This window comes from Shewanella sp. M-Br, from assembly GCF_036245925.1.
GTDB classification, from domain to species: domain Bacteria; phylum Pseudomonadota; class Gammaproteobacteria; order Enterobacterales; family Shewanellaceae; genus Shewanella; species Shewanella oncorhynchi.
The window spans coordinates 36,547-50,793 of sequence record NZ_BJBV01000027.1 but is presented as its reverse complement, the minus strand read 5'-3'; the positions used below and the strand labels follow the sequence as shown (position 1 = coordinate 50,793).

At 45.2% G+C, this 14,247-nt stretch carries 12 protein-coding genes and 1 pseudogene; 7 read left to right on the top strand and 6 right to left on the bottom strand.

Annotation, left to right across the window (positions count from 1 at the left end; genetic code table 11):
• Positions 1-70 precede the first annotated feature (70 nt).
• From AAA952_RS19515 to AAA952_RS19500, 4 genes are all read left to right on the top strand, one after another.
• A complete protein-coding gene (locus AAA952_RS19515) occupies positions 71-1,237 on the top strand; it encodes a diguanylate cyclase domain-containing protein (RefSeq protein ID WP_113941402.1) in 1,167 nt (388 codons plus the stop codon).
• 175 nt (positions 1,238-1,412) lie between these two features.
• Positions 1,413-1,658 carry a sulfurtransferase TusA gene (gene tusA / locus AAA952_RS19510; protein ID WP_338258956.1) on the top strand — a complete coding sequence of 82 codons (246 nt, stop codon included), beginning with the start codon at positions 1,413-1,415 and terminating at the stop codon, positions 1,656-1,658.
• A gap of 48 nt (positions 1,659-1,706) precedes the next feature.
• Positions 1,707-2,153: an MOSC domain-containing protein gene (locus AAA952_RS19505; RefSeq protein ID WP_338258954.1), complete on the top strand. Its 447-nt coding sequence runs from the start codon at positions 1,707-1,709 to the stop codon at positions 2,151-2,153.
• A gap of 244 nt (positions 2,154-2,397) precedes the next feature.
• Positions 2,398-5,586, top strand: a complete 3,189-nt coding sequence (locus AAA952_RS19500) for an amidohydrolase family protein (RefSeq protein ID WP_338258952.1) — start codon at positions 2,398-2,400, stop codon at positions 5,584-5,586.
• A gap of 190 nt (positions 5,587-5,776) precedes the next feature.
• Here the strand turns inward: AAA952_RS19500 and AAA952_RS19495 are convergent, their stop codons facing one another.
• The gene (locus AAA952_RS19495) at positions 5,777-6,373 is read right to left on the bottom strand and encodes a DNA-3-methyladenine glycosylase I (protein WP_338258951.1); all 597 of its coding nucleotides are present in this window, start codon (positions 6,371-6,373) and stop codon (positions 5,777-5,779) included.
• 117 nt (positions 6,374-6,490) lie between these two features.
• Between AAA952_RS19495 and glyQ the strand changes: the two genes are divergently transcribed.
• Together glyQ and glyS are read left to right on the top strand one after the other, a co-directional pair.
• Positions 6,491-7,396, top strand: coding sequence for a glycine--tRNA ligase subunit alpha (gene glyQ / locus AAA952_RS19490; protein WP_006084781.1), 906 nt, complete (start codon positions 6,491-6,493; stop codon positions 7,394-7,396).
• 10 nt (positions 7,397-7,406) lie between these two features.
• A complete protein-coding gene (gene glyS, locus AAA952_RS19485) occupies positions 7,407-9,476 on the top strand; it encodes a glycine--tRNA ligase subunit beta (protein ID WP_338258946.1) in 2,070 nt (689 codons plus the stop codon).
• Positions 9,477-9,576: 100 nt separating this feature from the next.
• Here the strand turns inward: glyS and AAA952_RS19480 are convergent.
• A pseudogene (locus tag AAA952_RS19480) lies at positions 9,577-10,619 on the bottom strand (HDOD domain-containing protein).
• A gap of 333 nt (positions 10,620-10,952) precedes the next feature.
• Here AAA952_RS19480 and AAA952_RS19475 point away from each other — a divergent pair.
• The gene (locus AAA952_RS19475) at positions 10,953-11,873 is read left to right on the top strand and encodes a 5-oxoprolinase subunit C family protein (RefSeq protein WP_338258944.1); all 921 of its coding nucleotides are present in this window, start codon (positions 10,953-10,955) and stop codon (positions 11,871-11,873) included.
• 93 nt (positions 11,874-11,966) lie between these two features.
• Here the strand turns inward: AAA952_RS19475 and AAA952_RS19470 are convergent, their stop codons facing one another.
• The 4 genes from AAA952_RS19470 to AAA952_RS19455 are packed head-to-tail and all read right to left on the bottom strand — an operon-like array spanning position 11,967 to position 14,212.
• Positions 11,967-12,302 carry a c-type cytochrome gene (locus tag AAA952_RS19470; protein WP_198573716.1) on the bottom strand — a complete coding sequence of 112 codons (336 nt, stop codon included), beginning with the start codon at positions 12,300-12,302 and terminating at the stop codon, positions 11,967-11,969.
• Positions 12,299-12,682, bottom strand: coding sequence for a cytochrome C (locus AAA952_RS19465; protein ID WP_338258943.1), 384 nt, complete (start codon positions 12,680-12,682; stop codon positions 12,299-12,301). Before AAA952_RS19465 ends, AAA952_RS19470 begins: the two co-directional genes overlap by 4 nt.
• On the bottom strand, positions 12,682-13,908 hold the full coding sequence (locus AAA952_RS19460; protein ID WP_338258941.1) for a sulfite oxidase: 1,227 nt from the start codon (positions 13,906-13,908) through the stop codon (positions 12,682-12,684). Before AAA952_RS19460 ends, AAA952_RS19465 begins: the two co-directional genes overlap by 1 nt.
• 1 nt (position 13,909) lies before the next feature.
• Complete coding sequence (locus tag AAA952_RS19455; RefSeq protein WP_006083821.1) at positions 13,910-14,212, bottom strand: c-type cytochrome; 303 nt, start codon at positions 14,210-14,212, stop codon at positions 13,910-13,912.
• Between the last annotated feature and the right edge of the window lie 35 nt (positions 14,213-14,247).

Here is a 14,247-nt window from a genome sequence, read left to right as displayed (position 1 = left end):
GCAATCATCAGCCAAATCTAGGCATTGTAGTGCAAGGATGCAATTCGTTGTTTTACCAGAGGAATGCCAGATGCTACAAACGGAACAAACCCTTTTCGAACAAATGCGGATCACTGAGCTGGAGATCGAGTCTCGTAAGGCGCTCTTCTCTTTTACTGGGGCGGACGTAAAGGCCCTGCAATCCTTTAAGCCCATCATTGAAGAAAACATAGATAAAATCGTCGACGACTTTTACGGCTTACAAACCAGTGTGTCAGAAATTGCGCTCTTGATTGGAGACTCAGACACCCTTGCCCGCCTACGTACCGCACAGAGAAGATATGTGCTTGATTTATTTAATGGTGTTTATGATCTTGAGTACGTAAACAATCGCCTGCGGATTGGGTTAGTCCATAAACGCATTGGTGTTGAGCCCAAACTTTACCTGTCTGCGGTGCACACACTCAAGGAGTTGATCTATGCAGTGATCAACGGCTCAGTACAAGATGTACGTCAAGCCGAACGTATTCGAGCCGCAATTGATAAACTCGTGCTGTTTGATGTCACACTAGTATTCGATACTTATATTCGCAGTTTAGTCTCCGAGATTGAGAACGCTAAAGATAAGGCTGAGAAATATGCCCAAAGCATGGAAAGCAAAGTCAAAGAGCGGACGCAACAGTTAGAAGAACTCTCGCAAACCGATCCCTTAACAGGTTTGCTCAACGTAAGGCACTTACAAGAAACCGCAACTCGCATACTCAGAGCAGCCCAAAGACGCGCCGAGCCAGTATGTGTCATCTACTTAGATGTAGATGATTTTAAATTATTTAATGACACTCAAGGCCATAGATCAGGTGATGAAGTACTTTGTGCTGTCGCAAAAGCGATTAAAGAAACCACTCGTGCTGAAGATCATTGTTTTCGATATGGTGGAGATGAGTTCTGTATCATCATGCCTAATTGTCGTGAGGAACAAGCTCGCGAGAATTTCATCACTCGGTTTAATCAAAAAATAAAACTCAGTCTAAACAATATTTCCTTAAGCTTTGGCATTACAGATACTGGCCCCTATGAATATGAAGAAGCCAATAGCTTAATTCATAAAGCCGATCAAAAAATGTATAGCTACAAACGGGCGTCCAAATTGCAGCAACAAACTATGGCAGCTGCAAATGATTTAGCACCAGAGAATAGTACAGCTGTCATCCATCCAATCTCTCAATCTCAAAGCGCTGCTGATAAAGCCGTTGAGTAATGTTAATTACTATCAGCCATAAGTTTGTTCCACGTGGAACATTTTATCTCTAGCTTTGGTAACGACAAAAAGCACACCAATTAAACCACATCACAAATTGAGACCACCAACTTGGTTTATCATGGGGGCTGGAGTAACATTAGCTAATTCTGCTTAACCGTTCAGTAGAGGTAATATGAACGACGCTTTCTCAACCGCACAGCATAGGCTCGATGCACTAGGCTTACGTTGCCCAGAACCTGTAATGATGGTGCGTAAAACGGTAAGACAAATGGCTGTAGGCGAGACACTGCTGATCATTGCCGATGACCCTGCAACGACACGCGATATTCCAAGCTTCTGTGAGTTTATGGATCACACCCTTATCGCCAGCGAAACGGCTCAGACGCCATACCAATATTTGATCAAAAAAGGACTTTAAGTCGTATCGTTTTAACGACTTAATCATTAAAAAAGGATGTGAGGAACTATGCCAAAACTGCTGGCAATTGCCTATAAAACTGTAAAGCGCGGCCCAATGAATGAGGTTCTCTGTGCCAATGTCACCCAGTTAAATGGTGTAGAGAAAGATGTATTTGGTCGTCCTGGCAAACGCCAAGTCACTGTGCTTTCCAAACTACAATGGCAACAAGCCTGTCGTGCTATCGAGGCAGAATTGCCTTGGACGACTCGCAGAGCAAATCTGCTCGTTGATGGTCTGGTATTTAGCAGTGCAGATGTTGGTAAACATTTACAAATTGGTGAGTTACTACTTGAAATTACAGGTGAGACCGATCCCTGTAAAAAAATGGAAATTTCACATGTCGGTTTAGAAGCCGCACTCACCCCAGATTGGCGAGGAGGTGTTACATGCAGGGTATTAAATGATGCCATGATCCACCTAGGTGATGAGATAGCCATTTTCTTTCCTCGCTAATCCAATCAGCCTATCTCAGCTAGTTATCCATATTCCTCTATAAATAGAACCAAATAACTTGGTTCTATTTCTGTTGTCCCAATCCTAATATAAATATCAGCTTTCTAGCTCGAACATCAATTGAAACAGTATTTACGTTTTCCTTCCTATCTATTTATGCGATAACTACACCAAGTATTAACAAAACTTTATCTTGTGATTAATACCGATCATGTAGCCCATAAGAACGATAATAGGAAGTGACATGTTGAACTCTAAACTTACCCTGCTTTATATTGCCCTCACTCTTGGGATGAATACCCTCGCAGTTAACGCCACAGAAACGAAAGAATCGACTTGGAATGTTAACGCTCCAGCGAATGCTCCCTTAGTGCAAGTCAAAGTTGATGTTAATGAAGGCACTTGGATGAACTTGAGTGTCAGTCCAGATGGTAAGCATATCGTCTTCGACTTACTCGGTGACATCTACCAAATTCCAGTAACAGGCGGTGAAGCTAAGCCATTAGCCCAAGGCATAGCTTGGCAGATGCAGCCCGTCTATAGCCCCGATGGCAAGCACATTGCTTTTACGTCCGATGGCGATGGTGGTGATAACATTTGGATTATGGATGCCGATGGTAAAAACCCAAGAACAGTCACCCAAGAAACCTTCAGGCTACTAAACAGTCCAGCTTGGAGCCCAGACTCCCAGTATCTGGTTGCCCGTAAGCACTTTACTGCCAGCCGCAGCTTAGGCGCGGGTGAAGTGTGGCTATATCACGTAGCGGGTGGTGAAGGCGTTAAATTGACCGAACGTCCTAATGATGAGAAAGATTTAGGTGAACCCGCGTATTCACCCGATGGTCGCTATATCTACTTTAGTCAGGATGACACGCCGGGTAAAACATTCCATTACTCAAAGGATTCGGTCAACGGTATCTACAAAATAAAACGCTACGATACTCAAACTGGTGAGATTGAAGTATTAATCGAAGGCACGGGTGGTGCGATTCGGCCAACGCCGAGCCCAGACGGCACTAAGCTCGCCTATATTAAGCGCGATGATTTTCAATCTTCACTCTACCTGCTCGACCTTAAGTCTGGTGAAACCACTAAACTGTTTGGAGAGCTAGACCGTGATATGCAAGAGACTTGGGCCATTCATGGCGTCTATCCAACAATGGCATGGACACAAGATAACAAGGATATTTTCTTCTGGGCTAAGGGAAAAATTAATCGTCTGAATGTTGCTAATAAAACACTCACAGATATCCCCTTTAGTGTAAAAACTGAGTTAGCCATACAACCCTCGGTGCGCTTTAAGCAAGATATCGATAAAGACGTTTTCGATGTAAAAATGCTACGTATGGCGCAAGTCTCACCGGATGGTAGCAAAGTCGCCTTCGAAGCACTGGGGAAAATTTGGTTAAAATCCTTACCCGATGGCAGAATGTCGCGCTTAACTGATCTAGACAAAAATATTGCAGAACTTTATCCCCAATGGTCGCGCGATGGTAAAAATATTGTTTTCACCACGTGGAATGACCAAGACCAAGGCACAGTACAAGTGATTAGCGCCAAAGGTGGCAAACCTAAGCAGCTAACATCTGAACCAGGAAAGTATGTCGAACCCACCTTTTCACCCGATGGTGAACTCGTAGTGTATCGTAAAACTCAAGGCGGTAACCTCACACCAAGAACTTGGTCGCAGGAGCCCGGGCTATATAAAGTCGATATTAAAGGTAAACAAAATAGCAAGATCAGTACCGATGGCTATCAAGCTCAATTCGGTGCCAATGCCGATCGCATCTTTTTTATGAATAGCAGCGAAGATGAAACGCCGCAATTATCATCGATCAACTTAGACGGCTTCGATAAGCGGGTTCATTACAGCAGCAAACATGCAACTGAATTTAGGGTTTCACCCGATGGTGAGCAACTCGCCTTTGCTGAACGCTTTAAAGTTTGGGTAACACCTTTTGCTAAACACGGCGAGACAGTTGAGATTGGCCCCAATGCCAGCAATCTACCCGTAAGCCAATTGAGTGCACGTGCGGGCGAAAGTATCAGTTGGAACAGTAAAAGCGACCAACTCTATTGGACTCTTGGCCCCGAGTTGTACCAAGCCAAGGTTGACACTCAATATCGCGACAAAGGTGAAAAGGCACAACCAAGCATTATCGATTTAGGCTTTACCGAAAAGGCCGATGTTCCACGTGGAACAATCGCCTTCGTCGGCGGTAAAGTGATTACGATGGAAAATGACCAGGTGATTGATAATGGTGTGGTCATAGTCAAAGACAATCATATTGTCGCCGTAGGTGAAGCCAATGTTGCGATTCCTAAGGATGCGCAGATCATCGACATCAAAGGCAAATCCATTATGCCAGGACTATTCGATGCCCACGCCCATGGACCGCAAGCAGATGATGAAATTGTGCCACAACAGAACTGGGCGCTGTATTCCGGTTTATCCTTGGGTGTCACCACGATTCACGATCCCTCGAATGACACCACAGAAATCTTTGCCGCATCTGAGCAACAAAAAGCAGGCAATATTGTTGGCCCACGAATATTCTCCACCGGCACCATACTCTATGGCGCAAATGCGCCTGGCTACACATCGCACATAGACTCACTGGATGATGCCAAATTCCATCTTGAACGCCTGAAAAAAGTCGGAGCCTTTAGCGTAAAAAGCTATAACCAACCGCGCCGCAATCAGAGACAGCAAGTTATCGCAGCCGCACGTGAACTCGAAATGATGGTCGTGCCTGAAGGTGGCAGCTTGCTGCAACATAATTTAAGCATGGTCGCCGATGGACATACTACGATTGAGCACTCCCTCCCCGTTGGTTCAATCTATAACGATATCAAACAGTTTTGGAGCCAGACTCAAGTTGGTTACACGCCAACCTTAGTGGTCGCCTATGGTGGTATTTCTGGTGAAAACTACTGGTATGATAAAACCGATGTGTGGTCCCATCCACGCCTATCCATGTATGTGCCAGCCGATATTTTGCAAGCAAGATCAATGCGACGCCCCCATGCTCCAGAGAGCCACTACAATCATTTCAATGTTGCTAAGGTTGCTAACGAGCTCAATAAGTTAGGGGTTCACCCAAATATTGGCGCCCACGGACAGCGTGAAGGTTTAGCGGCACATTGGGAAATGTGGATGTTTGCCCAAGGCGGCATGAGCAATATGGAAGTGTTGAAAACGGCCACCATTAATCCAGCGACGACCTTTGGCATGGAGCAGCAACTCGGTTCTATCAAAGAAGGTAAGCTCGCAGACTTGATCGTTATTGATGGTGATCCATTAGCCGACATTCGAGTCACCGACAGAGTCACTCATACTATGGTCAATGGTAAGTTATTTGATGCAGAGACTATGAATGAACTTAATGGGGATAAAGCACAGCGTAAGCCATTTTTCTTTGAGAAAATCTAAGTTCGACCTCAAGGCAAAATGAAATTGTCGCTTTTCTATAAGGCCATTTAGACTTTATAAGAGTGATGACTAACTCCTGCGAATAACAAAAAGCATGTTCCACGTGGAACATGCTTTTTTATCGCTAGGCTTCTAATACCACGACAATTCCCAACCCCTACTTCAACATAGGCAAGCTCTGCGATTAATGTTACTCGTGGTTATGCAGTCCGGCACAAGAATCGACACAGGCCTGATAAGCAATACACTCGACAAGATGATCGTTCACCATACCCACCGCCTGCATAAAAGCATAACAAATGGTTGGGCCGACAAAATTAAATCCAAGCTTCTTTAACGCTTTTGACATGGCTTCAGATTCTGGCGTTTGTGCCGGAACCTGCGACATTGCCCTAATCTGATTAACTATGGGTTTACCGCCCACAAAGCTCCATAAAAAAGCAGAGAAATCCTTCCCATCGGCAGTATAGGCTAAATAACCTTTAGCATTCTTGATGATAGAGTTCACCTTCAAGCGATTGCGCACTATACCGGGATTCAACATGAGCTCCTCTATTTTCGCCTCATCGAAAGTCGCAATAATCTCAGGTTCAAAATTAGCAAAGGCCTGTTCATAGTTTTGTTGCTTCTTCAGGATAGTTATCCAAGATAATCCGGCCTGTTGACCATCTAAACACAACTTAGCAAACAGCTCCTTTGGATCATAAACAGGTTGCCCCCACACGTTGTCGTGATACTCACGATACAAGGGATCATCACTTACCCAGCCACAGCGGATCTCTTCCATGGTATATAACCTTATTGTTTTAATTAAGAAGGTAAAAAATAACCTACATAAGCAGATATCTACAAGGTATAATCGAACCCATTTTCTATTCAGGCTGACGGCAGTAGACAAGTAGACATGACGACAAAACACGACGTAAAAACATTTCAGGGTTTCATTCTCACCCTGCAGGAATATTGGGCACAGCAAGGCTGTGCAATTGTTCAACCTCTAGATATGGAAGTCGGCGCTGGTACATTCCACCCACAAACTTTCCTACGTTCTTTAGGGCCTGAACCTATGAGCAGTGCCTATGTGCAGCCATCGCGCCGCCCTACGGATGGTCGTTACGGTGAAAATCCTAACCGCCTGCAGCACTACTACCAATTCCAAGTCGTGTTGAAGCCTTCACCTGACAATATTCAAGAGCTGTATTTAGGCTCACTACAAGCACTGGGTATTGATACTCAAATCCACGATATCCGCTTTGTAGAAGATAACTGGGAATCACCAACATTAGGTGCTTGGGGCTTAGGCTGGGAAGTCTGGCTTAATGGCATGGAAGTGACTCAGTTTACTTACTTCCAACAGGTCGGCGGCATCGAATGCAGCCCAGTCACAGGTGAAATCACCTATGGCCTAGAGCGTCTGGCAATGTATATCCAAGGCGTTGATAGCGTTTATGATCTCGTATGGACCGATGGTCCACTAGGCCTAATCACCTATGGCGATGTGTTCCATCAAAACGAAGTCGAGCAATCGACCTATAACTTCGAGCACGCCGATGTGGACTTTATGTTCACCCTGTTCGATCAGTGCGAAAAAATGTGTCAGCATTTATTGTCGCTTGAAAAACCTTTACCTCTGCCCGCTTACGAGCAAGTGATGAAAGCCTCACACGCCTTCAACCTGCTCGATGCCCGCCATGCCATATCAGTTACAGAGCGCCAACGCTACATCTTACGTGTTCGTACTATGGCGAAAGCGGTCGCTGAATCTTATTATCAGGCACGCGAAGCGCTTGGCTTCCCAATGTGTAAGTAGAGGTAAAAACATGAATTTTGAAAACTTACTCATAGAGTTAGGCACGGAAGAATTACCACCTAAGTCACTGCGTAAACTGGCTGAATCCTTTTTAGCTAACTTTACTGAAGAACTCACCAAAGCCGATTTAGCGTTCAGCTCAGCCGTTTGGTACGCAGCGCCACGTCGTCTGGCAATTGACGTCACTGAACTTGCCCTTGCACAAGCTGACAAAGTCGTTGAAAAACGCGGCCCAGCAGTGAGTTCAGCATTCGATGCTGAAGGCAAACCGACTAAAGCCGCCGAAGGTTGGGCACGTGGGAATGGTATTACTGTTGAACAAGCCGAACGTTTAGTTACAGATAAAGGCGAATGGTTAGTCCATAACGCCAAAGTTGAAGGCGTCGAAACCAAAAGTTTGATCGCTGCGATGGCTCAACGTGCACTCGATAAATTGCCCATTCCTAAGCCAATGCGTTGGGGCAATAATAAAACCCAATTTATTCGCCCTGTGCACACAGCAACTATGTTGTTAGGCAGTGAGTTGATTGAAGGTGAATTGCTGGGTATCAAATCGGCACGCACTGTTCGCGGTCACCGCTTTATGGGGCTCAAGCAGTTTGAATTAGCACACGCTGATCATTACCTTGCCGACCTAAAAGAAAAAGGCAAAGTCATCGCCGATTACGAAAGCCGTAAAGCATTAATCAAAGCCGATGCCGAAAAAGCCGCCGCTAAGATTGGTGGCACAGCCGATATCGAAGATAGCCTGCTGGAAGAGGTCACCTCTTTGGTTGAATGGCCAGTAGTATTGACAGCTAGCTTCGAAGAAAAATTCTTAAGTGTACCGTCTGAAGCTTTGGTCTATACCATGAAAGGCGACCAAAAATACTTCCCAGTCTTTGATGATGCAGGCAAGTTACTGCCAAACTTTATCTTTGTGGCCAATATCGAATCTAAAGATCCCGCGCAAATTATCTCTGGTAACGAGAAAGTCGTTCGCCCACGTCTTGCCGACGCCGAGTTCTTTTTTAATACCGATAAAAAACACACGCTGGAATCACGTTTACCTAGCCTAGAAACCGTCCTGTTCCAACAACAGCTCGGCACCTTAAAAGACAAAGTGAATCGTATTTCTGCCCTAGCCGCCTTTATTGCCGGACAAACTGGCGCGAATGCGGTTGATGCAGCCCGTGCAGGTTTGTTATCTAAAACCGATTTGATGACCAATATGGTGATGGAGTTTACCGACACTCAAGGCACTATGGGCATGCACTACGCCCGCCTCGATGGTGAAACCGAAGCCGTTGCGGTTGCAATGGAAGAGCAATACAAGCCTAAGTTCTCTGGCGATACAGTGCCTAGTGCTGGCGTATCTTGCGCTGTCGCATTAGCAGACAAGCTCGACACCTTAGTCGGCATCTTTGGTATTGGCCAAGCACCAAAAGGCGCTGCCGATCCCTTTGCCCTACGCCGTGCCGCCATCGGTGTGCTGCGTATTATCGTTGAGAACAAACTGCCACTGGACTTAGTAACACTGATTGCTAAAGCTCAGGAGCTCCACGGTACTAACTTAAGCAACGCCAATGCAAGCGACGAAGTGTTAGAGTTCTTAATGGCTCGCTTCCGCGCTTGGTATCAAGATAAAGGCATTGGTGTTGATGTTATCTTAGCAGTGCTAGCACGTCGCCCAACACGCCCAGCTGATTTTGATAGTCGTATCAATGCGGTATCACACTTTAGAAGCCTAGAAGCTTCTGGCGCACTTGCAGCAGCGAACAAACGTGTATCTAACATTCTGGCTAAGGTTGAAGGCGCTTTACCGACAACGATCAATGCAAGTTTGTTGACCGAAGCCGCTGAGCAAGCATTAGCGGCCAAGTTGAACGAGCTACAACCACAGTTGGCACCTTTGTTTGCCAATGCAGATTACCAACAAGCCTTAACTTTGTTAGCTGCCCTGCGTGAAAGCGTCGATCAGTTTTTCGAAGATGTGATGGTTATGGCGGATGATGAAGCCTTGAAAAACAATCGTTTAGCATTATTGAATAATCTACGCGAGCAATTCCTGCACGTAGCGGATATATCACTACTGCAATAACGATACTAACGTTTTTAAATTATCACCTTATAAAAAACGCGCTACATAGCGCGTTTTTTATTGTCCTGATTTCTTATACCACAAGTATTAAATTGCCCAATCAGAACTGCAGCAGTTTTTGATGTAAGCCATCAAATTGGGCATGATCCAAGTTAACTTGCTGCAGTAAATTCGCCAGTATCTCAGGGGATAATTGCCCTGCTTGATGCAGCATAGAAATCTCGCTGATCACATTCGCCCGCCATATCACAGCGGCGAGCCCAGCTTGCGGGCGCGAGTTCACACTGGCGAGCTTGTCTAATTCTGTTTCAAAGGTATTGGGTAACTGCCAATGCTTAGCGAGCAATGAACTTAAGGTTAACGATTTCGTCGTCATCACTTGTCTAAATAGCCCAGAATTAGGCTGTTCTCCCGGCTCCGCCTGCACAAACGCATCGAGTAGCATTTTGAAAATGGCCAGCTTGCCGACATCATGCAATAAGCCCAATAAAAAAGCCGTATCTTGATCTTCATCGCTTAACTCACTGGCGAGAAAGGCGACCTGCATCGAGTGGCGCCAAATTTCAGCGCCGAAACGACGAAAATAAATTGGCTTGATATCCAACATTTCACGCACTAGACAAGTGGTGACAAACTTTCTCAACTGTTCACGACCAAGCTGTACCAAAGCCTGTTGCAAACTGGTGATATCCCTATCACTACGTTTAAACGCAGGGGAATTACATAGCTTAAGTACCTCAATACTCAGTAAAGGATCTCGCTCAATAAGCGCTAATAGATCCTTAATATCAAACTGAGGATCGGCCAGCTTACGATCTAATTCCAATACCTTTGACGGCAGCTTTAGCACTTTTTCGGCGATCACTTGTGGCGATGCCAAGGCCTGCTCTATCTCCGCCATGACTCGACGTTCAAGATTATTCGCTACACCGCCAGTGTCCTTAACCCGTGTCGGAAATAACAAACTATAAAAGAGTGCTGATAAATCCACAGATACCACACTAATGTCTTCGAGAGGTTTAGCTGGCTTTCGCGCAGGTTCACAAGCGACTTACCTAAGTCCGTCGTTGAAAAACTTTTAGGTCTCTCAACGGTCGCCGTATCGCGAATATTAAAGAGTTTATTAAAAAGTGATTTAATCAAGAAGCATCAACCTGTCATTATAAATAATTGTTAAAAAGTCAGTTAAATATTGCCCATCATAAATCCATTTTGATCAGCTCAAGCCATGTATTAAGGCATTGTAGACAGGCTAATACTTAGCTTAAGTGTAACATATTCAATTCATTTCGGACTTCTTCTATACCACCATTACTGCTTTTACAAAGACAATCTTGGTTACAAGTTGAAACCTCAAAAAACTTACATTTCAGCATCATTTAACTGACAATGTGCCGACCATTCATAAAGGGATACGTATTTTGTCTCCCTTTAAGTGATTAACAATCTACTCGCGAGCTAACAACGGAAAATTTGATGATCGAGGTAATAAAAGCGGGTGCACTAACCACAGTTCAAGATATCGGACGCATAGGATATCGACATTTAGGCGTAACCCAAGCTGGTGCCTTAGATAGACCTGCCCTGTGTTTAGCAAACCGCCTACTCTCAAATCCAGACAATACACCCGTACTGGAATTGACCTTCGGCCAATCGATTTTTTTGTTTAAACGCGATGCTTGGATTGCCTTAACGGGTGCCGATTTCGATGCCCGCATAGACAATAAACCCATAGTTTGCGGCTGGCGTTACTCCATTAAGGCAGGACAAAAACTCAGTCTTAGAGGGGGAAATAAAGGCATGCGTGCCTATGTTGCGGTTGACGGCGGCGTTAAAGTGCCGTTAGTGATGGATTCTGCTGCAACTGATTTAACCTCAGGTATCGGTGGATTTCATGGCCGCGCATTAGAAGCTGGCGATAGCCTGACCTTAGGTTCCGCTCATCCACTAAGAAGGCAAGTTGGCGCAATTCAAAAAAGTTGGAATGGGCATATTCGCGCACTCGCAACAAAGCACACCCAAGCCTTCTCGTTGAAATCGCAGCAAACATTCTGGCAAACACAGTGGCAACTTTCGGCAGAAAGCAATCGTGCAAGTGCAATACTCAACGGGGAAATATTGACCTTAGCAAAACCATTTCCCGTTCAATCACATACAGTCAAGCCCGGAGTCATTCAAGTGTCAGCTTCAGGGCAACCTTTAGTGTTACTTGCTGATGCTAAGACCACCAGCAATCATCCTCAAATAGCCGTGATTATTGAAGCCGATCTGTGGAAACTCGCGCAAACTCGCCCAGGGCAGACAGTTAAATTCGAATTAGTCGACGATGAACAAGCCGCAACGGCGCAGGCAGAATGGCATGACTACTTCTATCGCTTACAACGCAGTCTAGGTTAACGAACCACTGCATAATCAAATCTACAAAATATCACCCCGTATTCCCAACTAAACCCTATATCGGTTTTATTCAAATAACGCACTATACTCGCGCTAATTCGCACTTAGGTTCGGTGTAACTTGCTGGCTATAAAATAGCGCCACATCTTGTAATTGCTCTGAGCTTAACGCGCTGACTTGTGATTGCATCAAAGGATCGAGTCGTAAACCGGTTTTAAAATCGACGAGCTGTTTATTAAGATAAGCTAATTTTTGTCCCTTTAAGTTTGGGAATTGCTTGGCCATAGCGATCACCGCATTGCCATGGCATGACTCACACTGTGCCGTAGCCAATGCCTGACCTCGCTCTATATCTGCTTGATAAACCTCCCCATTAACCTCTGTGGATAAGCCACATAGCGCAATCAAACTTATGATAATCGCTTTCATTTTGGCTCCTTAGGGAAAGGGTTAACTAGCGCAGGCTGCAGGCTCGGTTCTAAAGGTAGACGTCTGAAGATCGTCATATCCATTTCAGCCTGCCCATAATGACTGCTTAGATAACTCAAGGTCGGCTCCCAAGTATCCGACAAGTCCCATAAACCCTGAGTACCTACCATCCACTGCAAAGTCTCTTTCCAAAAGGCTTTATCACCGCGATTTTGGGTAACAATCATGCTGGTGTGACAGGCATTGCATTGATAATTAACCAGCTCCCAACCAGGAGCCATGATCAAACCCGATTTAGGGTCCACTGGATACTCAGCAGCTAGCGAAATACTGGATGCCACTAACCCAAGCAATATCAGTTTATTGATATGTGATTTCATCACATTACCCTAACGGCAATACGGTGGCAGCCGTTAAACATATATCCCTTAGGATTCCATTGCGGTTGTACGACAGGCTGACTATCACCTTCACTATCGGTCGCTTTGGCCCAGATTTCATAATAGCCCTGCGACGGTAATTGCAATTCAATCTTCCATTGCTGCCATGCTGTTATGTTTTTAGGTTTTTCTAATTCAGCGGCAAACCAACGGGTGCCATAATCGTAACTGACTTCCACCTTAACCACTTCCCGCAATCCCGCCCAAGCATGGCCTGCGATAGTCATCTTTTGACCCACAGCTAATTCGGTTCCAGATTGGGGTTGAGTGATCAATGACTTCACTATCATTTCTTCAATGATTTTATAGTCTTTATCATCAACAGACTCACCTGGCGCTATCGGATATTTAGGGAGTTGATACGCTGGTGCTTCCATTTTATGTCCATCATGAACTTTATTACGCACACTGATCCCCGTCGCCGCTTTTTGCGAAACGGAGCCCGGCCGTCCACCAAACACAATACGTAAGGGATATCCATGTAGATAAGGAATGTCCTCACCATTCATCGACCATGCAATAAGCCCAAGCTCTTCAAGCGCCGCCTTTATTGGTACGCCGCGTGAAATCGCCTCACCTTTGCCGCTCAAATGCCGATCAACACCGTGATGGCCTGTGTAAACAGCATCAGATTTAATACCGCAATCCTTAAGCACATCACTCACTAAGACACCTGTCCACTCGGAGCAAAATACGCCGGCATTATTCCACTGATTACCCTTAGTACTAGGAAAAAAGCCAGAGCGACTATTACCGCCACATTCAATCAGCAACTGCAATGTGTAATGCTTAAAGCGACGCTTAAGTTCATCAATTGTGTAGGTTTTTGGGGTGATTACAGACTCACCATCCACTTGAAAAGTCCAAGTTTTAGCATCTAACGCCTTAAAGTCAGGCACTATGCCATTCCAACGGATAAACGAGGCATCTGCAGGCGTCACGGCAGGAGCGAGCTTATGCTCCGGCGGAAACGCATTCAGTGGATGAGTGTTTAACACTTTGAAATAACTCGGTAAGTCATCTGCCTTAGTCCAAGTTAATGCTGATATATCCAGAGGAGTGACGGCTGCGGGAAGCTGTTCGGCAAATACCCACTTAACGGGTAAAGCTGATAACACAGACGTCGCTACCGCACCTTTAATAAAAACCCGACGATTAAGATCCATGTTATTTATCCTTTCCGAGGTAAAAGTAATCCGCCATCAGCTGCATATCAGCCTCAGTCAAGAGTTGGGCGACTTTAGTCATAGTGGGATCTTGGCGATTCCCCGCCTTAAAGGCTCGCAGTTGCTTCAATAGGTATTCTGAGTTTTGCCATCCGATATTAGGAATATGCTCAAAACGACTCACACCGGACTCGCCATGACAGGCCTTACACATATTCAATAACTTATTTGCCTCATCGGCGTTTGCCACCGCCGATAGCATAAAAATCAGTGCACTTACGGGGTAAATCACTCGCTGCCACATCCATTTATCTCGCCAATTAGCCTTTATCTCGACAG